This window comes from Bacteroides salyersiae (assembly GCF_031172035.1).
GTDB classification, from domain to species: domain Bacteria; phylum Bacteroidota; class Bacteroidia; order Bacteroidales; family Bacteroidaceae; genus Bacteroides; species Bacteroides salyersiae.
Genome location: NZ_CP133452.1, coordinates 2,205,044 through 2,227,469 on the forward strand (window position 1 = coordinate 2,205,044; position 22,426 = coordinate 2,227,469).

General features: G+C 41.7%; 16 protein-coding genes. 14 read left to right on the forward strand and 2 right to left on the reverse strand.

Features of this window, described 5'->3' with window-relative positions; genetic code table 11:
• Nucleotides 1-33 precede the first annotated feature (33 nt).
• The 7 genes from RB604_RS08125 to RB604_RS08155 all read left to right on the forward strand — a co-directional run bounded on the left by RB604_RS08125 (nt 34) and on the right by RB604_RS08155 (nt 12,406).
• A complete protein-coding gene (locus RB604_RS08125; RefSeq protein ID WP_005925758.1) occupies nt 34-708 on the forward strand; it encodes a hypothetical protein in 675 nt (224 codons plus the stop codon).
• 15 nt (nt 709-723) lie between these two features.
• Nucleotides 724-1,743: a hypothetical protein gene (locus RB604_RS08130; protein WP_007478724.1), complete on the forward strand. Its 1,020-nt coding sequence runs from the start codon at nt 724-726 to the stop codon at nt 1,741-1,743.
• A gap of 4 nt (nt 1,744-1,747) precedes the next feature.
• Nucleotides 1,748-2,212, forward strand: a complete 465-nt coding sequence (locus tag RB604_RS08135; RefSeq protein WP_007478723.1) for a hypothetical protein — start codon at nt 1,748-1,750, stop codon at nt 2,210-2,212.
• Between the two features lie 587 nt (nt 2,213-2,799).
• Nucleotides 2,800-8,490, forward strand: a complete 5,691-nt coding sequence (locus tag RB604_RS08140; RefSeq protein ID WP_007478721.1) for an alpha-2-macroglobulin family protein — start codon at nt 2,800-2,802, stop codon at nt 8,488-8,490.
• A gap of 193 nt (nt 8,491-8,683) precedes the next feature.
• Nucleotides 8,684-9,751, forward strand: a complete 1,068-nt coding sequence (locus RB604_RS08145) for a DUF1573 domain-containing protein (protein ID WP_005925747.1) — start codon at nt 8,684-8,686, stop codon at nt 9,749-9,751.
• Between the two features lie 16 nt (nt 9,752-9,767).
• Nucleotides 9,768-10,862 (forward strand): methylmalonyl Co-A mutase-associated GTPase MeaB, encoded by a 1,095-nt coding sequence (gene meaB, locus RB604_RS08150; protein ID WP_005925745.1) that lies wholly within the window; start codon nt 9,768-9,770, stop codon nt 10,860-10,862.
• Nucleotides 10,863-11,053: 191 nt separating this feature from the next.
• The gene (locus RB604_RS08155) at nt 11,054-12,406 is read left to right on the forward strand and encodes a threonine/serine exporter family protein (RefSeq protein WP_007478719.1); all 1,353 of its coding nucleotides are present in this window, start codon (nt 11,054-11,056) and stop codon (nt 12,404-12,406) included.
• A 226-nt stretch (nt 12,407-12,632) separates the two neighbouring features.
• Here the strand turns inward: RB604_RS08155 and RB604_RS08160 are convergent, their stop codons facing one another.
• Complete coding sequence (locus tag RB604_RS08160) at nt 12,633-13,550, reverse strand: DMT family transporter (protein ID WP_005925739.1); 918 nt, start codon at nt 13,548-13,550, stop codon at nt 12,633-12,635.
• 92 nt (nt 13,551-13,642) lie between these two features.
• On the opposite strand from RB604_RS08160, the gene RB604_RS08165 reads away from it, so the two are divergent.
• The 4 genes from RB604_RS08165 to RB604_RS08180 all read left to right on the forward strand — a co-directional run bounded on the left by RB604_RS08165 (nt 13,643) and on the right by RB604_RS08180 (nt 17,875).
• Entirely contained in the window at nt 13,643-14,482 is an 840-nt protein-coding gene (locus RB604_RS08165; RefSeq protein WP_005925736.1) for an AAA family ATPase, read from the forward strand.
• Nucleotides 14,483-14,625: 143 nt separating this feature from the next.
• A complete protein-coding gene (locus tag RB604_RS08170) occupies nt 14,626-15,624 on the forward strand; it encodes a DUF4435 domain-containing protein (RefSeq protein WP_007478718.1) in 999 nt (332 codons plus the stop codon).
• A gap of 58 nt (nt 15,625-15,682) precedes the next feature.
• Nucleotides 15,683-16,939 carry a mechanosensitive ion channel family protein gene (locus tag RB604_RS08175; RefSeq protein ID WP_007478717.1) on the forward strand — a complete coding sequence of 419 codons (1,257 nt, stop codon included), beginning with the start codon at nt 15,683-15,685 and terminating at the stop codon, nt 16,937-16,939.
• Between the two features lie 42 nt (nt 16,940-16,981).
• Nucleotides 16,982-17,875, forward strand: coding sequence for an AraC family transcriptional regulator (locus tag RB604_RS08180; RefSeq protein WP_005925727.1), 894 nt, complete (start codon nt 16,982-16,984; stop codon nt 17,873-17,875).
• A gap of 63 nt (nt 17,876-17,938) precedes the next feature.
• On the opposite strand, the gene RB604_RS08185 is transcribed toward RB604_RS08180, so the two are convergent.
• Complete coding sequence (locus RB604_RS08185) at nt 17,939-18,931, reverse strand: aldo/keto reductase (protein ID WP_055293508.1); 993 nt, start codon at nt 18,929-18,931, stop codon at nt 17,939-17,941.
• Between the two features lie 265 nt (nt 18,932-19,196).
• Between RB604_RS08185 and RB604_RS08190 the strand changes: the two genes are divergently transcribed.
• From RB604_RS08190 to RB604_RS08200, 3 genes are all read left to right on the forward strand, one after another.
• Nucleotides 19,197-19,406, forward strand: coding sequence for a hypothetical protein (locus tag RB604_RS08190; RefSeq protein ID WP_025818956.1), 210 nt, complete (start codon nt 19,197-19,199; stop codon nt 19,404-19,406).
• 424 nt (nt 19,407-19,830) lie between these two features.
• Nucleotides 19,831-21,201 (forward strand): MFS transporter, encoded by a 1,371-nt coding sequence (locus RB604_RS08195; RefSeq protein WP_005925717.1) that lies wholly within the window; start codon nt 19,831-19,833, stop codon nt 21,199-21,201.
• A gap of 2 nt (nt 21,202-21,203) precedes the next feature.
• On the forward strand, nt 21,204-22,400 hold the full coding sequence (locus tag RB604_RS08200; RefSeq protein WP_055293511.1) for an AGE family epimerase/isomerase: 1,197 nt from the start codon (nt 21,204-21,206) through the stop codon (nt 22,398-22,400).
• The last annotated feature ends 26 nt before the right edge of the window (nt 22,401-22,426 follow it).

Sequence of the window (22,426 nt, forward strand, 5' to 3'; positions counted from 1 at the left end):
ATCGAGTATTAATTTACAATAATAAGAATAACAATGAAAAATATAAATAAAATAATCGGAATTATAGGATTGTTGTTTTGTGTGTTGCAGCCCATTTCGGCACAATTTAGGATGGGGATAGATTGGTCGTGTGGAATGCCTAAATCCTATTTTTACTCAACCCGCTATTACGATGATGAAGGCACTTATATGCCTACAGCACATGCCGGTTTTTCTTTTGAATACGTACTTCCACGGCATATAATGCCACTCTATCTGCCGCTTTCAATAAAAAGTGGAGTTTATTATGCTCATTATGAAGAGTTACCTTTGAATGAAGAATCGGAGAGTTATTATTATGGTGAATCTATATGGGGACAAGGTGTGGGGATTCCATTGGTCGGTGAAGTAAAATATCTGATTAATAATCATATACGTGTATATGCTAATGCTGGGGTAACGTTTAATGCTTTGTTTATAGATGATCCTTATTATAGCGGTTACGAAGGAGAAGAGGGAGGATGCCGTTTCAAAGTAGGAGGTACAACAGAGGCTGGTATTGAATTTCGTAATTTCCGAATCGGTTTTGGGTATCGTGGTTTGTTCTCCACTTTTTATGGTTATAAAAGTGATGGCGAGAAGAAAGCCGGCAGTGGTTTTGTCTCTATGGGATGGCGTTTTGGAGGTAACCGGCTGTTTAAGAAAAACTCTAAATTGAGTGTTTACTAATTAAATATTCAAGTAATGAAGAAAACGGCTGTTTTATTGATATTGTCATGGATTCAATATATTTATTCACCGGTGAGTGCCCAGGTCTTTCAGGGCACTCCACCGGCAGAATGGATTGAAGTATCAGGAGAAGCTTCTATAAAATTACCGCAAGAAGAAAAACTGGAGCACCAGGAATTGCTCCGTCTGGCTCAACAAACGGCAATTGAAAATCAGTTTGGCACATCTATTGTCTATGGAAATTTTATGAAGACTTACGAAAGTGAGTTGCAACATTATGAACATTTTGTGGATATGAAATCCCAGTTTGCTCAGGGAGTCTGGTGTAGTGATAAAACAGAACCCGTTTTCACTTCTCGGAAAACGGAAATATTAGGGGCGGACCGGAAAGGTAATTTTAAAAAGAAGATACCTGCTGTGGAATGGACTTGTGCGGTAAATGGTTATGCAAAACAGCTTCATCAGATATTACCCCGCTTTGAATTTAAAATACTGAATGATAAAAAGAATGTCGTAGTAGAGCAGAAAATCGGTTTGAATGGCAGTGAACTCATTGCAGGACAGGATTCTGTATTTCATCAAGGAGATTTGTTCATTACGCAATTCCGTAGTTCGAAATCCGGTCATTTGGCTCTTTTTATGGATAATGGGGAAAAAGCCCAACGCATGTTGCCTTATTATGCTTATGATAATGTGGACGACGTATCTGTCAAAGCAAATCAATGGTACTCATTCTTTGATATATCGGAACCTTCCGGATTTCCAAAAGAGAATATTGATGAACTGGAATTGATTACAGATCAAAAATACGATGTCATTCGCATTTACTATCTTTTTTCGGAAACTCCGTTTACAAAAGATTTTTTCTTTTCATCGGCTGATGACGAAGGTATTTCCCATCCTGAGTTACCGAAAGGATATAGCGAATTACCGTCGGTGACTTCACAACAGTTTGTTCAGTGGTTACAAGCCAATAGGATACGGAAAAAAGACTTGCAGATCAGCATAGTCGATTTAATAATAGATAATCATTAAGAAAATGAAATATGTAGGTCCTTTATTATTAGCTCTTTTCTTATGTCTATCGTTGCAAGCGCAAGACCAGGAAGAGGGCTTTTTCGTAGCACATCAATGTGCTACTTCGGCATCTTTGATGATTGCCAAACAGAAAGCATTACTCAACACCAAAGGTGAATTGGCTACTCAGATCAATGGAAAAATAACCAGTGTCAGCCAATCTTATCTGACGGAAGATTTGGGAAATGATGTATTGAAAGAGGAATTTATCAATGAAAGTAAAATAGCTGCTCAAGTTATTCTAAAGAATATAGCTATTGCGGAAGAAATTCCGGTGAAAGAGAAAGACGGTAGATATACTGTGCACATTACGCTTAAAGTGAGAGAGACAGATGTGTTGGATGCGATCCGTAAACATGTTATGGCAAATGAAAGACTACAGAAGGTTTTTAAAAAGGAGAAGTTTGACGAATTGTGGAATGAATAAAAATAAAGTAAAAAGTTTTTATTTAGGGATTCTTATACTGGTGTGTGCAAGTCATCCATATACCTTTTGGTTGGGAAGAGGATTTAACTTCTGAGTATACACAGCAGATAAAATATATCTGTCTCATATTTAGTAAAGGATATATAAGGAATAATTTTTGTGATATTTTAAAATTTGAAAATGTCATAGAAAAAAGACTGACCGGTGATTTAAGAATTGAAGAACTCTATAAGACGAACGATTATAATTTGGAACAGTGTATGTTAAGAAATTATAACCACGTTTTAATAGATGATGATTATCAGATAAATACAGACGATATATAGAGTTCTTGAAGCTTGGAGAATATGGTAAACTGGCGGTTAAGACAGTAGTTTGGTCTTTACTAAATGTGAAAGTTCTTTTTATTCATATTGAACTAAAATGAGGTGATAGTTTGAACCTATTAGGATTTAGGGGCAGATATGATTTTGAAAAATCGTGTGTTTATAGTATACAGGTCATTAAATTTAAGCTAAAAAATGCTTTTCTTTAAACTTTATTCTCTTTCTTTGTTCTTAATATAAAAGGACTTAAACTTTGAACGTATGAGAATAAAGCAGATTTGTATGATGGTATTGCTCTCTTTAGGGATAGCACCTTGGGCAAAAGCTCAAACATTTGACAAGTTATGGAAACAGGTGGAGCAGGCTGAACAGAAGAGTTTGCCACAAACAGTGATCCAACTGACAGATCGAATTTATAAAAAAGCGGAAACAGAGAGAAACTCTCCACAGATGTTGAAGGCGTATACGTGGCGGATGAAATACCGCGAAACGTTGACTCCCGATAGCTTTTATGTAAGTTTGAAAGGTTTGGAACAGTGGGCGGAAACAACGGATAAACCGATGGACCGTGCTGTTTTGAATTCCCTGATAGCCGGTATTTATGCAGATTATGCATCCAGCAATCGCTGGCAGATTCGTCAGCGGACGAATATTGTAGACGAAGCTCCCTCCTCCGATATACGGGAATGGAGCAGTAATATGTTCGTGCAACAGGTGATGAAATATACAGCCGGTTCTTTGCAGGATACGGGATTGCTGTTGAATACCTCTTCGCGCATTTATATTCCTTTTGTGAAACTCGGAGATACCAGTGAATACTATCATCATGATATGCTTCATTTGCTGGGTAGCAGAGGGGTGGATGCTTTGAACAATGTAATGGGATTGGATAAAGATTCTGTTGTACAGACATCGGTTGAAAACGTTTATTTAGGTATGCTCGATGCTTATGAAAAAGCCGGTATGGATGATGGTTATGTGCTCTGCAAACTCGATTATCTGAACTGGAAACGGAATTCGGATCCTACCTTTGTGCCTTATCGGGCACCACAGAATTTAATCGGGTTGACTCAAGATCCTTATCTGGCCGGCCTCGATAAACTGAAAGCTGATTTTAAATCGCATGATGTCTGTGCTGAGGTTTATCTGGCCAAAGCCCGCTATGCTGTGGAAAAACAGCAACAGGTGATGGCTTTGCAGATTTGTGATGAGGCTATCAGGCTTTATCCGGACTATAAACGCATCAATGCCTTAAAGAATTTGAAACAGGAGATTTTGAATCCGGCTTTGTATGTACGTGCCGACCAGGTTGTTTATCCGGATACTGATATGAAGTTGATGGTGAACCATAAGAATATAGATGGTTTTACGGTGCAATTATACCAATCGAAAAAGCGGGTGGCCGAACAGCATTATTCTTTATTGCGTCCTCAGAATTATCAGAATCAGGATACTGTATTTACGTTGAAAGCTCCGGCAATCGGAGAATATGTGATGCGTATCGTACCCGATGCCAAGGCACGGGAAAATAGTGAAAGCAAGCTGAGTGTTACCCGTTTTAAGGTATTGACACTTCGTTTGCCGGGAGACCAATACGAAGTGGTTGTCCTCGACTGTATGAGCGGACAGCCTGTGGAAGGTGCCGTTGTCACTCTTTATACAAACGATGAAAAGAAATTGACGGAGTTTACTACTGATTCCGAAGGAAAGGCAACATTCCCCTATAAACGTGAATACCGCTATTTAGTCGCTACCAAAGGCGATGATACCGCAATGCCCTTGCAAGGTATTTATGGCGGTAGTTATAATTACTACACGGATAAGAAACCGGTGAATTCGGTGAAACTTCTGACGGACCGTTCTCTTTATCGACCGGGGCAAACCGTATATGTGAAAGGTATTGCTTATGAGCAGGAACTGGATACAGCTAATGTCATTGTCAATCGCACTTATACGTTGACGTTTACCGATGCCAATCGGCAGGAGGTTGGAAAGAAAGAGCTTCGTACCAATGAGTTCGGTTCCTTTGCTACGGAATTCACTTTGCCGTCCGTTTGCTTGAACGGTACGTTCACACTAACTACCGATGAAGGAATGACCACTATCCGCGTGGAAGAGTATAAGCGACCTACTTTCGATATAACTTTTGATAAGATGACCGGGTCGTATAGCTTGGGTGATAAAATCGATGTGAAAGGAACGGTAGCCACCTTTAGTGGTGTGTCATTGCAGGATTTGCCTTTGAATTATACAGTTACCCGTTTTATGCGTTTTGGCTGGCAAGGAGCGCAGTTGGGCGCTGAACCTATTGCATCGGGCACCGTTTCACTGAATGAAGACGGACAATTCACGATTCCGGTATCCTTGAGTGGTGATAAAGGGTTCGATATGGGATATTATGTTTTCCAGATTCAAGCGACGGTTACGAATGTGGCGGGAGAGACGCAGGCTTCCACTTACAGTTTAGGAGTCGGAAACCGTTCAATGCTACTGGGAGCCGAGATACAGAATCCTGTTTGCAAGGAAGACTCCATCAAGCTGACTTTTAAAGCTACCAATCTTGATGGCCAGCCCGTTAGTGTAGAGGGTAACTACAAACTTTATCCCGTAGTCGGTGGTGCGAAGTCCGAAGAGGTGATGAAAGGCACTCCGGCTTATACGGGTACGTTTGTTTCCAATAAAGAGACGCTTCTTCCGGGATGGACTTCTGTGCCGTCGGGAGAATATCTGTTGGTTATGTCTGCCAAAGATGATCAGGGTCGTGAAGTGACGGGCGAAGAGGAAGTCATACTCTTCTCGATCAAAGATAAGCGCCCTCCGGTAGACAAGGCGATCTGGTATTATGCAGAAAATACCTCGTTTGATGCCGCTCATCCGGCTGTGTTCTATTTCGGAACTTCCAAGAAAGACGCGTATGTGATGATGAATCTGTTCAGTGGTAACCGGATGCTGGAAAGCAAGGTGCTTCGTTTGTCCGATTCAATTGAGCGTTTTGAATATCCTTATAAAGAATCGTATGGCAACGGGCTTTCCGCTACTTTCTGCTTTGTGAAGGATGGTTCCGTAAATCAGCAGACGGTAAGAATGACGAAACGCTTGCCGGATAAAACATTGACAATGAAATGGGAGGTATTCCGTGATAAACTGCGTCCGGGACAGGAAGAAGAGTGGAAGCTGACTGTCAAAACCCCGCAAGGAATGCCGGCCGCAGCTGAAATGTTGGCTACCATGTATGACGCTTCGCTGGATAAGATATGGAAAAATAATCAGAGCCTGAGAATCGGATACAACCTTTCTGTGCCCGGAACACGCTGGATGGATGGTTATTGGGGAATGAACTCTTATAATTATTGGTTCCCTTCCAAGAGCCTGAAGGTAGATCCGATGGCATACGACCACTTCGTGCTTCCATTCAATTACGTCAGTAATCTGGTTTTCGAAGAGGAAATGATACCCCTTTGTAATTATCGACAGAACGCAACGGTTGTTGGAAGCGCAAAAGTACGCGGAATGGCGAAAGCCGAGGCGGGTATGTCTATCGTCATCAGCGATAAAGCCGATGTTGAATATGCCGAAACGGCTGATGCCGACAGGGATACCGGAGCGGGAGAAACCCTTCCTGGGGCTACCGAAGAATTGCGTACCAATTTTGCCGAGACCGCTTTCTTCTATCCGCAACTTCGTACCAATGAGCAAGGGGAAGTTTCTTTCTCTTTCACCATGCCGCAGAGCCTTACCCGTTGGAATTTCCGGGGATATGCGCATACCAAAGGAATGATGACAGGTATGATCGATGCTACTGCTGTGACCAGTAAGGACTTTATGCTGACTCCGAACTTGCCGCGTTTCGTCCGCGTGGGAGATAAAACTTCTGTAGCCGCTTCTGTGGCAAACCTTACCGGAAAGAATATTTCCGGAACGGTTAGCTTTATTCTTTTTGACCCGATGACGGAAAAGGTGATCAGTACGCAGAAACAAAAGTTCTCTGTAGAAGCAGGACGTAGCACGGGAGTGAGTTTCCTTTTTATTGTTACCGATAAATACGATGTATTGGGTTGCCGTATGATTGCCGACGGTGGTTCGTTCAGTGACGGCGAGCAGCACCTCTTACCCGTACTTAGCAATAAAGCGGATTTGGTGGAGACTGTGGCCATGCCTGTTCGCGGAGAAGAAACACGTACTTTCCCGCTCGATAAGTTATTCAATAATCACAGCAAATCGGCTACCGACCGTCGTCTGACTATCGAGTTTACAGGTAATCCGGCTTGGTACGCCATACAGGCATTACCATCGTTGGGTATGCCCGAGAACAATAATGCCATCTCTTGGGCTGCCGCTTATTATGCGAATACGTTGGCTGCCTATATAATGAATTCACAGCCACGCATCAAAGCCGTGTTCGATAGTTGGAAGTTGCAAGGCGGAACGAAGGAGACTTTCCTCAGTAATTTGCAAAAGAATCAGGAGGTGAAGAACATCTTGTTGTCTGAATCTCCTTGGGTGATGGAGGCCCGGACGGAAGAAGAACAGAAAAAGCGCATCGCTACTTTATTCGATCTGAACAACATTCGTAATAACAATATTGCTGCCTTGACTCGGTTAAAAGAGCTTCAGCAGTCCGATGGTTCGTGGGCATGGTATAAAGGTATGAACGGTAGTCGATTTATCACGAACTTTATTGTCGAATTGAATGCCCGTCTCGCTTTGCTTACCGGTAAACCGCTGGAAGGGGATGCCTTGACGATGCAGCGTTCTGCTTTCAGTTTTCTGAATAAAGAAGCGTTGGAAGAGTATAAGAATATCCGTAAAGCAGAGAAAAACGGAGAAAAGGTAAAAGGGCTCTCCGATGAGGCGTTGAAGTATCTCTACCTTGTTGCTATTTCCGGTGAAAAAATGCCGCTTGCCGATAATCAGACCGCTTACAATTACTTCTTGTCGAAAGTAGGGGAGACGCTGACCAGCCGTTCCATGACTAATAAGGCACTTGCCGCCATTGTGCTGGATAAAGCCGGAAGGAAGCAGGAAGCATTGAATTTTATTGCTTCTTTGAAAGAGTTCTTGACAAAGACGGACGAACAGGGAATGTTCTTTGCTTTCAATGAGAATCCTTATACTTGGGGCGGTTTACAGATCCCGGCCCATGTCACGGTAATGGAAGCTCTTGAACTTGTATCCGGCGACTCCTCTACGGTGGAAGAGATGAAACTCTGGCTCTTGAAGCAGAAGCAAACGCAGGCATGGGATTCTCCGGTGACTACGGTAAATGCGGTTTTTGCCCTGTTGCAACGTGGTGTCAATCTGCTCGATAATCAAGGTGATGTACGTATTACTGTTGCTAATGAGGTATTGGAAACTTTGGCTCCTGCCAAAACGATTGTTCCCGGATTGGGCTACATTAAAAAGACTTTCACTGACAAGAAAGTGGTGGATGCCCGTAAGATAACTGTCGAAAAACGGGATGCCGGTATCGCCTGGGGAGCAGTCTATGCACAGTATCAGGAAGATATCGATCAAGTGAAACAGCAAGGTAACGAACTGAGTGTAGAGAAGAAACTGTATGTGGAGCGTTTGGTGAATAATGTTCGTCAGCTACAACCGATAACAGCCGCTACGGAGTTGGCTGTAGGAGATAAAGTCGTTTCACGCCTTACGGTCCGTTTGGATCGTCCGATGGATTTCATCCAATTGAAAGACCAGCGTGCCGCCTGTTTCGAACCTATCGGTACGTTATCCGGTTATCGCTGGAACAACGGTTTCGGTTATTATGTCGATATCAAAGATGCTTCAACCAATTTCTTCTTCGATGGATTGGGCAAAGGTGTTTATGTTCTTGAATATAGCTATCGTATCAGTCGTGCCGGAATGTATGAAACCGGACTGGCAACCATCCAAAGTGCATATGCACCCGAATATGTTTCTCACTCCGCTTCGATGAAAATGACGATAAAATGATTTACACTTGAAGGCCGGTTGTATTTGTCCGGATAGACAAATTGTATTTTGAATCAAGTGCCAATCAGTGCCGGTTACATTTTTGATGGATGTAACCGGCATTCTTTACCATCTACCCTTAATAATCCTTTCAATCCGTTCCTTTTCTCATTGAAAACTCCTACATTTGTGCTCCAAATATAATATGTAGAGCATGAAACGCAGTATATCCTTTATAATTACCCTTTTTATTATTACTTTGTCTGTCATTGCCCAACCTCGTCTTTCTTCCAATAAAGAGACACATAACTTCGGGCAGATAGAATGGAAACATCCTGTAAATGTGGAGTATACCATTACGAATACCGGAGACAAGCCTTTGGTATTGACCAATGTTACCACTTCTTGTGCCTGTTCCGTTGCCAGTTGGACGAAAACGCCCATCGCTCCCGGTGAGAAAGGAACGGTTAGTGCTACTTTTGATGCGAAGGCACTCGGACATTTTGAGAAAACTGTGGGTATTTATAGTAATGCACAACCCAGCCTTGTCTATTTGAAATTTGTAGGCGAGGTAGTGCAGGAAGTTACTGATTTTACGAAGACACATCCTTATGCTATCGGTTCCATTCGTTTGGACCGGAACGAATTTGCCTTTCCGGATGCCCATCGTGGTGAAGAACCGACTCTTACGTTTAGTGTCGTAAATCTGTCCGATCGTCCATACGAACCGGTATTGATGCATCTGCCTCCTTATCTGAAAATGGAAAAGAAACCGAATGTGGTTCTGAAGGGAAAGAGGGGGACTGTCAAGCTGACCCTTGATACCAAGCAATTGACCGATTTGGGATTGACGCAGGCTTCTGTCTATCTGGCCCGCTTTGCCGGTGATAAGGTCAGCGAAGAAAACGAGATTCCCGTATCAGCCATTCTTCTTCCCGATTTCTCCGGAATGACGGAACAGGATAGTTTAAATGCGCCTGCCATTCGTCTGTCTGAGACAGATATCGATCTCAGTGCCCGTCTCGCGAAAAAGAACAAAGCTTCTCATGATATTGTTATTACAAATGCAGGGAAAGCACCTTTGCAGATAAGTAAGTTGCAGGTATTTAATTCTTCGGTAGGAGTGAGTCTGAAAAAGACAGTCCTTCAGCCGGGGGAAACGACTAAGTTGCGGGTAACCATCCATAAAAAGAATACAGGAAAGAAAAAGCATCACCTGCGTATACTGATGATAACCAATGACCCGGCACAGCCGAAAGTGGAAATCAACGTAAAACGATAACTTAAATATCACCATCATGGAACATCCGGAAAACAGCGAAGAGTATAAAGGGTTGGTTGTTAATAAAGGTATTGAACAGCCTTCATCGGTAAATCCTTATTTGAAACGTAAACCTAAAAAACGACAGCTTTCTGTGGCCGAGTTTGTGGAGGGAATAGTAAAAGGTGATATAACTATTCTCAGTCGGGCAGTAACGTTAGTGGAAAGTGTGCGTCCCGAACATCAGGCTGTGGCGCAGGAGGTGATAGAGAAATGTCTGCCTTATTCAGGTAACTCTATCCGTGTCGGTATCAGTGGTGTTCCGGGAGCCGGTAAGAGCACTTCAATCGATGTGTTCGGTTTGCATGTACTCGAAAAAGGAGGAAAATTAGCTGTATTGGCCATCGATCCGAGTAGTGAACGTAGCAAAGGGAGTATCTTAGGTGATAAAACCCGTATGGAGCAATTGTCTGTACATCCCAATTCGTTTATTCGTCCAAGCCCCTCTGCCGGTTCGTTGGGAGGGGTAGCCCGTAAAACCCGTGAAACGATTATTTTGTGTGAGGCGGCCGGTTTCGATAAGATCTTTGTAGAAACAGTAGGCGTAGGGCAAAGTGAAACGGCTGTACACTCTATGGTGGATTTCTTTCTGCTGATTCAGTTGGCCGGCACGGGTGACGAACTTCAAGGCATCAAACGTGGTATCATGGAGATGGCGGACGGTATTGTGATAAATAAAGCCGATGGTAGCAACATAGACAAGGCCAAACTGGCAGCGGCACAGTTTCGTAACGCTCTTCATCTTTTCCCTGCTCCCGATTCCGGTTGGACACCTCAAGTATTGACCTATTCCGGCTTTTACAATCTGGGCGTAAAGGAGATTTGGGATATGATATACCAGTACATCGATTTTGTAAAAGAGAACGGCTATTTTGAGTATCGTCGTAATGAGCAAAGTAAGTATTGGATGTATGAAAGCATTAACGAACAGTTACGTGACAGTTTCTATCATAATGCCAAAATAGAATCTATGCTGTCAGAGAAGGAACAGCAGGTGTTAGGAGGGAATCTGACCTCGTTTGTGGCTGCAAAAACATTGCTTGATACTTATTTTGATGAATTGAAGAAATAGATAATAATGTGCCAATGGGTCAATATGCCAATGTGCCAATTACCTGCGTTATCATTCCGCATGCTAAATTGGCACATTGGCATATTGACCCATTGGCATATTATTCAATTGATACATTATTTAGATTCTAATTTGAAAAGAAAATTGTACCTTTGCACCCCCAAAGAAAATTAATTATTTCTATTTACAAGATGACGGATAATAAGATAATTGAGCAGGAAGAAACTTTATTGTTGCGACGTAAATTGGATCTTTTGTTGCGTACAGGTAAGTTACTGGTGGAGAGTGCGGCGGATACAAACCGTGTAGTGAGGAATATGAAACGTGTAGCTGCTTATTTGGGGCTACCGGAAGAAAAGCTTCATATTGATGTCAGCTATACGATGTTGATGGTTAATGTAAGTGATGAAGCACATTCTTTTTCTAAATTCCAGAAATGTGAGAAGCATGGGATTAATATGACGGCCATTTCTGCTATCAGTAAATTGTCGTGGCGTGCTATCGAACAAGACTATTCTTTGGATGAATACGAGAAAGAGTTGGAAAGAATTTCCCACACGCCTCGTAATTATGTTCCATATCTGGTAGCGGTGGGAGCCGGTTTTGCATGTGGTGGCTTTTGCAAATTGTTCGGCTGTGACTGGATGGCTTTTCTTTTAGCATCAATTTCTGCATTTGTCGGTTTTCGCGTACGTGCCCGTTTTATCGAGTTTGGTGTTAATGTATATATGAGTATTGCGATTGCCGCTTTTGTATCTACTTGTTTGGCTTATGCCAGTTCATTTACCGGATGGTCTTCTACTCCTTATCATCCGCTTTTAGCTTGTGCCTTATTTATTGTTCCGGGGGTTCCGTTGATAAATTTTGTTGACGATATGATAGACAATTATTTGCTGGTGGGTATTACCCGTGCGGCTAATACGGTTATGATGGTGGGGGCTATGGCTTTTGGTATTGTATTGGCTATCCGTCTGTGTGTTATGGAGGACGTGACTATCGACAAGAAATTCAGTGAATTAAGTATGATTCCCCATGATCCTTATTATGTATATGCCATTGCTGCCGCTATTGCGGCTATGGGATTTTCCATGATTTTCAATATCCAGCGTCGTTTGCTTTGGGTGGTGGCTATAGGAGGTATTATTGCCGTATGTACCCGTAACTTTGTGAATTTTGAGTTGGGATTCGGTCCGGTAATAGGTTCGTTTATGGGAAGTTTTGTAGTCAGCCTGATTGCTGTTAAAGCTGTACATTGGTTTCATGTTCCCAATCACGTATTGACCATTCCTTCGGTTATCCCGATGATTCCCGGTGTATTGATGTATCGTTCCTTGCTTGGCTTTATTGACATGCATGGGGTTGTAGGAGAGGTGACGGTTGCTTTCTTCAACGGTATCAATTCCGCTCTTATCATTCTTTGTATAGCATTGGGAGTTGCTGTTCCTAATATCTTTGCCCGTCGTTATATTGCTAAAGACCGCCAAAAGTGCCTGGAAGAAGAGTTGAAAAAAAGAAAGGCACGCGGTAAGTTTATAGAGTGGTGAGAATTAGTAGTCAGTAGCAAGTAGTCAGTAGTTAGAATCTATGCAGTGTGTCAACGTGGTTATCCGAAAGGATTCTAACTACCAGCTACTTACTACTTGCTACTTGCTACTTACTACTTGCTACTTGCTACTTACTACTTGCTACTTACTACTTACTACTTACTACTTGCTACTTACTACTTACTACTTGCTACTTACTACTTACTACTTACTACTGATTACTAATTCACACCTCTTTCCCCGCCTTCTCAAAGTCCGCCCTCGACTTGCTTTGGGTCACAATATATACTCCCAAGAATACGAGTCCGATAGCTATTCCTTTTTGCCAGCCGAAGGTTCCGATACCCATGATTACGGCAGCGATGGATGCGATGATAGGTTGTACATAATTGTACATGCTCACTACTGTAGGACGAAGTAATTTTTGTGCAGTCATCACACAGATATAAGCTATGAAGCTTCCTCCCAATACGACATAAAGGACTTGCCAGATAGCAAGCGTTGAAATGGTGCTCCATTCGATAGCAGCCACATCGTGATAGGAGAAAGGTATGTAACACATCGATGCATAAATAAACATCCATTTATTGATGGTTATTGCCGAATATTGTTGGGTAAGTCCTTTGAAAACTGTTAAATAGATTGAGAAACTAAGCTGTGCCAGCAGGCAGAGAAGGTCTCCCCAGATACTGCTGTTTCCGTTTCCGGAAGTTTGGCTGCCCAATATTAATATCAATGCCCCCATCGCTCCGACAAAGATACCGAGAACTTTCTTGTTGGTGACCGGCTCTTTCAGATAGATGGCTGCCACGATCATGGTAATAATAGGCAAAGTTGTTGTTACGATAGAGGCGTCGATGGGGGAGGTGAGGGATAATCCGAAGATAAAAACTCCCTGGTTGAAAACCAGTGCAAATAAGGACGCGAAAAATATTTTAAGCATATCCTTATGATTCACATACTCCTGTTTACAGAAAATGGATAGAATCCAGAAAGCGGCCGCCGCACCTACCATTCGAAAAGTGGTGACAGAGAGGGCTGAAAACTCTTGCAGAGCAAATTTACCGATGGGAGCCATTAGACCCCACATTACATTGGCAGTTAGGGCAAACAGATGTCCTTGTACGTTCTTGTTGATATTCATCTTTTCGTTACCTTATATTGAAAACTGCCGCAAAGGTAACCAATTTATCATTTGAATTGTTTATATTTGCCTTGATATAAAGCAATAATAGCATGGAAAAACAGGCCAATTATATCAGACGCATTGAAATAGACGGATTGTGGGGGCGGTTTAATATTGCTTGGGATTTGCGTCCGGACGTGAATATCCTTTCCGGAATCAATGGTGTCGGTAAAACAACGATTCTGAACCGTTCCGTCAATTACCTGGAAGAACTATCCGGTGAAATGAAGAATGGTGTAAAGCAGGGGGTACATATTTATTTTGATGATCCGGAGGCAACTTATATCCCTTATGATGTGATTCGCAGTTACGACCGTCCTTTGGTTATGGGTGATTTCACAGCCCGGATGGCAGATAAGAATGTAAAGTCCGAACTCGACTGGCAACTTTATCTTCTGCAGCGCCGCTATCTGGACTATCAGGTGAATATAGGAAATAAGATGATCGAACTCCTGGCCGGTAATACGGAAAAGGGACGGGAGGAAGCTGCCGGCTTATCATTGGCGAAGAAACGTTTTCAGGATCAGATAGACGAACTCTTCAGTTATACCCGGAAGAAAATAGACCGTAAGCGAAATGATATTGCTTTTTATCAGGATGGGGAGTTGTTATTGCCCTACAAGCTTTCTTCCGGTGAAAAGCAGATGCTTGTTATCCTGCTGACTGTGTTGGTACAGGATAATGAACATTATGTTCTTTTTATGGACGAACCGGAAGCATCACTTCATATTGAATGGCAGCAAAAACTTATTGCCATGATCCGTGAATTGAATCCGAACGTACAAATTATCCTTACTACCCATTCGCCTGCCCTTATAATGGAAGGGTGGCTCGATGCAGTGACCGAGGTGAGCGATATAACAACGAATATGGCTGACAAACCTATTTAGTTGAAAGTCTTATTTAGTTGAAAGTTGAAAGTTGAGAGTTGAAAGTTCTGAATAAACATTCGATAGGTTGTGAAAATAAGCGGTGCAACCAAATCATAAACTATAAACCATAAACTATAAATCATAAATTATAAACTGTCTCTATGGCTCAAACTTTACGCGACAATCTTACATCTTCTTACTTCAATGCTGCAAACAGGCTGTATTCCAAGAAAGCCCGCCGAAGGATTGTAGCTTATGTGGAGAGTTACGATGATGTACCTTTTTGGCGTACCCTGTTTGAAGAGTTTGAAAATGACGAGTGTTACTTTCAGGTAATGCTTCCTTCGGCTACTTCTTTGGCGAAAGGGAAGAAGATGGTATTGATGAATACATTAAATACGGCTGAACTGGGAAAAAGTCTCATAGCTTGTGTAGACAGTGACTATGATTTTCTCTTACAGGGTGCTACTGCCATTTCTCGGAAAATAAACCGTAACAAATATATCTTTCAGACTTATACCTATGCGATCGAGAATCATCATTGCTTTGCAGAGAGCTTGCATGAGGTATGTGTACAGGCCACATTGAATGATCGCTCTTTGATTGATTTTGCAGCTTTCATGCGAAGGTATTCTCAGATAGCTTATCCTCTTTTTCTATGGAATGTATGGTTTTACCGGCAACATGATACGCATACCTTTCCAATGAGTGATTTTAATTCATATATTCGTTTGATGGATGTAAGCTTGCGGCATCCGGAACGAAGTTTGGAAGCCATGCAAAGGGTGGTGTCGGCTAAATTGTCTGAACTGGAAACGCGTTTCCCGTATTATATCAGTCAGGTGGATGCTTTGGGCACTGAACTTGAGAAGTTGGGGTTGGTACCGGAAACCACATATTTGTATATTCAAGGGCATCATATTATGGATAATGTGGTAATGAAACTTTTGATACCGGTTTGTACTGCTTTGCGCAGAGAGCGGGAACAGGAAATAAAGAAATTGGCCGAACATGATGAACAATTCCGCAATGAACTGACTTGTTATCAGAACAGCCAGATAAATGTGGAGATTATGCTGAAGAAAAACAGTGCTTACAAAGCGCTGTATCTTCATCAATGGTTGCGTGATGATGTAAGAGAATTCCTTGAGAAAGGATGAATGATAAACAAGGCGTTTTGCTGTTGCCTTATTAAAACAGCAACTGAAAAACAGTTTAATGGAACAAGTTACAGGCTTTATTAATGAAATTCTCCTGTCGTGGGGATTTAGTCAGTCGTGGGCTGATGATTTAACGAGTGGCATTATTTTAGTTGTAATTCTTGCAATTGCTTTTCTGGGAGATGCTATTTGTCGTCATATTATTCTGACAGCTGTTGCCAGACTTGTGAAAAAGACCAAGGCGACGTGGGATGATATTGTTTTCGACCGTAAAGTGCTGACTCATGTCAGTCATTTAGTAGCGCCGATTTTGCTATATATATTGTTGCCGTTGGCGATATCCAATTTGGGGCTGTTAAGTTTCATACAGCGTATTTGCATGATTTATATCATTGCTGTATTTCTGAAGTTTATCAGTTCTTTATTGACTGCGCTTTTTCATGTATATAGTGAGAAAGAGCAGTTTCGCGACCGTCCTCTGAAAGGTTTGTTGCAGACGGTGCAAGTTATCCTTTTCTTTATTGGCGGTATAATTATTGTCAGTATTTTGATTGATAAGTCACCGATGGTTTTGCTTACCGGTCTGGGCGCTTCGGCTGCTGTCTTGATGTTGGTATTTAAAGATAGTATTATGGGCTTTGTCTCCGGTATTCAACTCTCGGCTAATAATATGTTACGGGTAGGCGATTGGATCCAAATGCCGAAATATGGTGCTGATGGTACGGTGATTGAAGTGACTTTGAATACGGTGAAGGTACGGAATTGGGACAATACTATTACTACCATTCCTCCTTATGCCCTTGTCAGCGATTCTTTTCAGAATTGGCGCGGCATGCAAGAGTCCGGAGGACGTCGTATCAAACGTTCTATCAGAATCGATATGAACAGCGTGAAGTTTTGTACCCCGGAAATGCTTGCTAAATACAAGAAAATACAGTTATTGAAAGATTACATTGAGGAGACGGAAAAGGTAATAGAGGATTATAATAAAGAACATGGAATAGACAATTCCATTTTAGTGAATGGGCGTCGTCAGACAAATTTAGGGGTATTTCGGGCTTATCTGACGAATTATTTGAAGAGTCTGCCTACGGTGAATCAGGATCTTACTTGTATGGTACGTCAGTTGCAGCCTACCGAGCAAGGTATTCCTCTCGAACTTTATTTCTTTTCTGCAATTAAAGCTTGGGTACCTTATGAAGGAGTACAGGCCGATGTCTTCGATCATGTTCTTGCCATTATTCCGGAATTTGATTTACATGTGTTTCAGAATCCTACAGGTGAAGATTTTAGGGAGTTGAGTAAGAGAAACTAAGAAAAGTGTTTTATATTTGTGGCTGATAATACTTTATTAGCCATGAATGCACAACAGAATCATATCATCCGTGAAATAACCCCACTATCTGATAAGGATTGCTTTTATATTGCCGAGCGGCATAAAACGGAGTTTACGTATCCTATTCATAATCATGCAGAGTTTGAATTGAACTTTTGTGAGAAAGCTGCCGGTGTGAGGCGTATTGTTGGCGATTCAGCTGAAGTAATCGGAGAATATGATCTGGTATTGATTACGGGTAAAGATCTGGAACATGTTTGGGAGCAGAATGAATGTAACTCAAAAGAGATACGGGAGATTACGATTCAGTTTTCTTCTGATCTTTTTTTCAAAAGCTTCATTCATAAGAATCAGTTTGATTCGATTCGCCGGATGCTGGAGCGCGCTCAGAAAGGACTTTGCTTTCCTATGTCTGCCATATTGAAGGTATATTCCATGCTCGATACACTGGCTTCCGAGAACCAGGGATTTTATGCCGTACTGAAGTTTATGACCATTCTTTATGAACTTTCTCTTTTCGAAGAAGAGGCCCGTACATTATCCAGTTCTTCATTTGCAAAGATCGATATTCATTCTGACAGCCGGCGGGTACAGAAGATACAGGAATATATCAATTTACACTATAAAGAGGAGATCCGCTTGAATCAGTTGGCGGACATGGTGGGTATGACTGCCGTTTCTTTTAGCCGCTTCTTTAAACTGCGTACCGGAAAAAACTTGTCTGACTATCTTATCGATATACGCCTTGGTTTTGCGTCCCGGTTATTGGTGGATTCTACTATGTCAGTGGCTGAAATCTGTTATGATTGCGGTTTCAATAACCTTTCTAATTTTAATCGGATATTCAAAAAAAAGAAAGAATGTTCACCTAAAGAATTTCGGGAAAATTATAGAAAGAAGAAGAAAGTGATTTAGCGATAAGTGATTAGTACCATTCGGAACATAGCGCGTAGCTACTAATCACTTATCACTAAACTGTTAATCACTGATGATTCTCCTCTCTTCTTCCGTAAACGAAGTATTGTTTATTGCTTTCAGATTATCTTCTAATTGTCCGACCGAGCTTGCTCCGATAATGACTGAAGTTACTAAATCGTCTTTTAGTACCCATGCTAATGCCATTTCAGCCAAAGTTTGTCCCCGTTGTTCGGCTATTTCATTCAGAGTTTTGATCTTGCATAATACTTCTTCTGTCAACTGTTCTTTTTTAAGAAAACCTCCACGGGCAATCCGGGAATCTTCCGGAATTCCGTTAATGTACCGGTTGGTCAACAATCCTTGTGCTAACGGAGAGAAAGCGATGAATCCCGTACCGTTTTCTTTGGCTTGTTGCAGAATGCCCTCTTCTTCCGGTTCGCGGTTGAACAGATTATATCTTCCTTGATAGAGCAGGCAATGTACATCTCTCTCTTCTAAATATTTGTAAGCAAATTCTGCAGCCTCTTTCGGGTATTTGGATATGCCTACATACAATGCTTTTCCTTGGCGGACGATATCTACTAATGTTTGAAGCGTTTCTTCAAGTGGAGTAATCGGATCATAACGATGTGAATAGAAGATATCCACATATTCAAGGTTCATACGTCTCAGGCTTTGGTTGAGGCTTGCCATCAAGTATTTTCGTGATCCCCATTCACCGTAAGGACCGGGCCACATATCATGTCCGGCTTTGGTGGAGATAAATAGTTCGTCGCGGTAAGGCATGAATGACTTTTTCATAATTTCTCCGAAGGTTTCTTCTGCCGAGCCATAAGACGGACCGTAATTATTTGCCAGGTCGAAGTGGGTGATTCCTTTGTCAAAGGCATAATGAGCCATTCGTTGGCTATTTGAAAATGTGTCTACATCTCCGAAATTATGCCATAACCCCAGTGAAATTTCTGGAAGCATAATGCCGCTTTTTCCGCAACGACGGTATTTCATACCATTCTTGTATCTGTCATTGTCGGCTGAATAAACAGGTGCTATCATAATTCTATTTATTGGGTTTATATACCATTTATGGAAACAAAGATATACGTTTTCAGGAACAATATACTCGAATAATCTTTCTATTTATTCAGTAATGCTTAAGAAATAACTTGGTACCTATTGTTCCGGTTGATCGGGTCATTTCATTTTGAAACTTCTCCTAAGGGACGATTTTGCCCATCGGGATATATTATTCACATAGGATTTATCCCCTTCACCGATTTCACCTTCTTTAATCAAATTCCCTATCCATCGGTGATACAGGGTGAAGGCACGTCTTGTTTTTCCGGCTACTGTGCTCACCGCCCGTATGCCCGGTGCTTACGACCCGTATGCTCGGTGTTCACGATCCGTATGCTCGGTGCTCACCGCATGTATGCCCGGTACTTGGGAGACATTTGCACAGAGATCGGAAATCAACAACGGCCCTTCACCCTGTATCGCCGGTGAACAAAGCAGTGAAGCAAAAAGGTGAAGCCGATGGAAGGGGCAGAAAATATACAGAAGAGACATTCTTATGAAAAGAATAGTATGATGAAATGATAAAATAGTATCAAATACTTTGTTTTAACTACACTAAATTTGCAATGTCGTTTTTTACTTCCCTAAAAATAGTGTACAGGAAAGAGAAACAACACAGTGTGAAGATGAAAGGATAATTTGAGTGCTAAATAAAAAAGTATTGGCTATGAGTATATTTAAAGATAAAGTAGTTAAATTGCTGGACGAAAAGACGAATCCTTATCTAAAGGGACGTATCGGGATAAATACTGTGATGAATTCGAGCACTATCAAATAGAAAGATGAATTTTTGATAGTAGTACATGTGAAGTGAGCAGATCGTAAATCGTCTATTCGAAAATTTTATATATGATTTCTTATCTTACATTTAGTTTGTTATGATGAAACTTAAAGAAAAAATAGGTTATGGCTTTGGTGATATGGCATCTTCCATGTTTTGGAAGTTATTCGGTTCCTATTTGATGATATTCTATACTGATGTGTTCGGACTTCCAGCGGCAATGGTCGGTACGATGTTTCTTATTACCCGTGTATGGGATTCGGCCTTTGACCCGATTGTAGGAGTGATTGCTGACCGTACTCATTCTCGTTGGGGGAAGTTCCGTCCTTATCTGTTGTTTTTGGCGGTTCCGTTTGCACTGATCGGTATATTGACATTTACCACTCCGGACTTGAATGATACGGGTAAGTTGGTATATGCATATATAACCTATTCATTGATGATGATGGTTTATTCTGCTATTAATGTACCCTATGCTTCCTTGTTGGGGGTGATGAGTCCTGAGCCGAAAGAGCGGAACACGCTTTCCACTTATCGCATGACGTTTGCTTATATCGGTAGTTTTGTTGCCTTATTACTGTTTATGCCTATGGTGAATTATTTCAAGCAGGGACATAGTGAGCAGTATGGTTGGATGATGGGAGTTGTGATAATAGCAGTGATGTGTGCCGCATTGTTTTATGGATGCTTTGCATGGACTCGCGAAAGAGTGAAGCCTATTAGGGAGAAGCAGAGTCCGCTGAAGGAGGATTTGAAAGACTTGCTTCACAACAAACCTTGGTGGATTTTACTGGGGGCGGGTATTGCTGCTCTGATATTCAACTCTATCCGGGATGGGGCGACTGTTTATTATTTCAAATATTTTGTGGTGGAAGAAGAGTATTCTGTGATTTCATTCTTCGGAGTTTCATTTGTATTGAGTGGAATCTATTTGGCTGTGGGACAGGCCGCCAATATAATAGGAGTGATCCTTGCGGCTCCGGTCAGCAATCGTATAGGGAAAAAGGCTACTTATATGGGGGCAATGATGATTGCAACTGTGCTGAGTATTATCTTTTATTGGTTTGATAAGGGTGATATTGCTCTTATATTTGCTTTCCAAATACTAATTAGTATTTGTGCGGGAAGTATCTTTCCTTTGTTATGGTCGATGTATGCCGATTGCGCCGATTATTCAGAACTCAAAACAGGGAACCGGGCCACCGGATTGGTATTCTCGTCCTCTTCCATGAGTCAGAAGTTCGGTTGGGCTATCGGTACGGCCGTTACGGGTTGGCTATTGGCTTATTTTGGGTTTCAAGCCAATGTCGTACAAAGCGAGGAGACCATTCATGGCATCAAGATGTTTTTGAGTTTTCTCCCTGCGATAGGTACGATACTGAGTGTTTTATTTATCAGTATGTATCCGTTGAGTGAGAAAAAAATGAAAGTAATTACCACTGAATTAGAGAAGAAAAGGAAAGAGTAAAAATGAAATCGATATCTATATTAACACAGGAAATGCAAGAAGTACTTACTACCAATATTCTACCATATTGGATGGAACGGATGGTAGACGAGCAATACGGTGGTTTTTATGGCTGCATTACCGGTAAGGAGGAATTAGTGCCCGAAGCTGAAAAAGGAGCTATTCTTAATGCTCGTATTTTGTGGACGTTTTCTGCTGCCTATCGTTTATTGAAGCGTCCGGAATATCTTGCAATAGCTACGCGTGCCAAAGAATATATCGTTGATCTTTTCTATGATAGAAAGTTTGGGGGCGTTTATTGGAGTCTTACCTACAAGGGGGAACCGCTCGATACCAAAAAACAGATTTACGCTATCGGTTTTGCCATTTACGGATTAAGTGAATATTATCGTGCCACAACAGACAAAGAGGCTCTTGAGTATGCAGTTTTGCTTTTTGAAAGTATCGAAGAACATAGTTTTGACCGTTTTAAAAATGGCTATTGTGAGGCACTTACTTGTCAGTGGGGAGAAATAGAGGATATGCGCCTTAGTGAAAAAGATGCTAACGAACGCAAAACGATGAATACACATCTGCATATTTTGGAACCATATACCAATCTTTATCGAGTGTGGAAAGATGAGCGATTACGACATCAGTTGCGTAATCTTATTACGCTTTTTACAGATAAAATATTAGATAGGAAGACTTTCCATCTACGGTTGTTTTTTGATGATGATTGGAATAGTAAATATCCTATTGTCTCTTACGGACATGATATCGAAGCATCCTGGCTTCTTCACGAAGCTGCTTTGGAATTAGGGGAGGCAGATATACTGGCAAAAGTGGAACCTATTATAAGGCGGATAGCTATTGCTGCTGGTGAAGGGTTTACACTGGAAAGGGGGATGATTTATGAAAAGAATCTTGTTACGGGGCATTTGGATGCTGATCGTCATTGGTGGGTACAGGCAGAAACCGTAGTGGGTTATATGAATATTTATCAGTATTTTGAGGACAAAGAAGCCTTGCAAAAAGCTACTGCTTGCTGGGAGTTTATCAAATCTCGCCTTATCGACAGGGAAAACGGTGAATGGTATTGGAGTATTCGTGCCGATGATACAGTGAATCGCACGGATGATAAGGCCGGTTTCTGGAAATGCCCTTACCATAACGGACGTATGTGCCTGGAGGTGATGGAGCGCTTTGGTGATGAGTAATAGCATGACTGATTGGCATATAAACA

What these genes read in the sequence shown, in the direction of transcription:
- RB604_RS08125 (WP_005925758.1), top strand. Translation starts at nt 34, where the DNA reads ATGAAAAATATAAATAAAATAATCGGAATTATAGGATTGTTGTTTTGT.
- RB604_RS08130 (WP_007478724.1), top strand. Translation starts at nt 724, where the DNA reads ATGAAGAAAACGGCTGTTTTATTGATATTGTCATGGATTCAATATATT.
- RB604_RS08135 (WP_007478723.1), top strand. Translation starts at nt 1,748, where the DNA reads ATGAAATATGTAGGTCCTTTATTATTAGCTCTTTTCTTATGTCTATCG.
- RB604_RS08140 (WP_007478721.1), top strand. Translation starts at nt 2,800, where the DNA reads ATGAGAATAAAGCAGATTTGTATGATGGTATTGCTCTCTTTAGGGATA.
- RB604_RS08145 (WP_005925747.1), top strand. Translation starts at nt 8,684, where the DNA reads ATGAAACGCAGTATATCCTTTATAATTACCCTTTTTATTATTACTTTG.
- meaB (WP_005925745.1), top strand. Translation starts at nt 9,768, where the DNA reads ATGGAACATCCGGAAAACAGCGAAGAGTATAAAGGGTTGGTTGTTAAT.
- RB604_RS08155 (WP_007478719.1), top strand. Translation starts at nt 11,054, where the DNA reads ATGACGGATAATAAGATAATTGAGCAGGAAGAAACTTTATTGTTGCGA.
- RB604_RS08160 (WP_005925739.1), bottom strand. Translation starts at nt 13,550, where the DNA reads ATGAATATCAACAAGAACGTACAAGGACATCTGTTTGCCCTAACTGCC.
- RB604_RS08165 (WP_005925736.1), top strand. Translation starts at nt 13,643, where the DNA reads ATGGAAAAACAGGCCAATTATATCAGACGCATTGAAATAGACGGATTG.
- RB604_RS08170 (WP_007478718.1), top strand. Translation starts at nt 14,626, where the DNA reads ATGGCTCAAACTTTACGCGACAATCTTACATCTTCTTACTTCAATGCT.
- RB604_RS08175 (WP_007478717.1), top strand. Translation starts at nt 15,683, where the DNA reads ATGGAACAAGTTACAGGCTTTATTAATGAAATTCTCCTGTCGTGGGGA.
- RB604_RS08180 (WP_005925727.1), top strand. Translation starts at nt 16,982, where the DNA reads ATGAATGCACAACAGAATCATATCATCCGTGAAATAACCCCACTATCT.
- RB604_RS08185 (WP_055293508.1), bottom strand. Translation starts at nt 18,931, where the DNA reads ATGATAGCACCTGTTTATTCAGCCGACAATGACAGATACAAGAATGGT.
- RB604_RS08195 (WP_005925717.1), top strand. Translation starts at nt 19,831, where the DNA reads ATGATGAAACTTAAAGAAAAAATAGGTTATGGCTTTGGTGATATGGCA.
- RB604_RS08200 (WP_055293511.1), top strand. Translation starts at nt 21,204, where the DNA reads ATGAAATCGATATCTATATTAACACAGGAAATGCAAGAAGTACTTACT.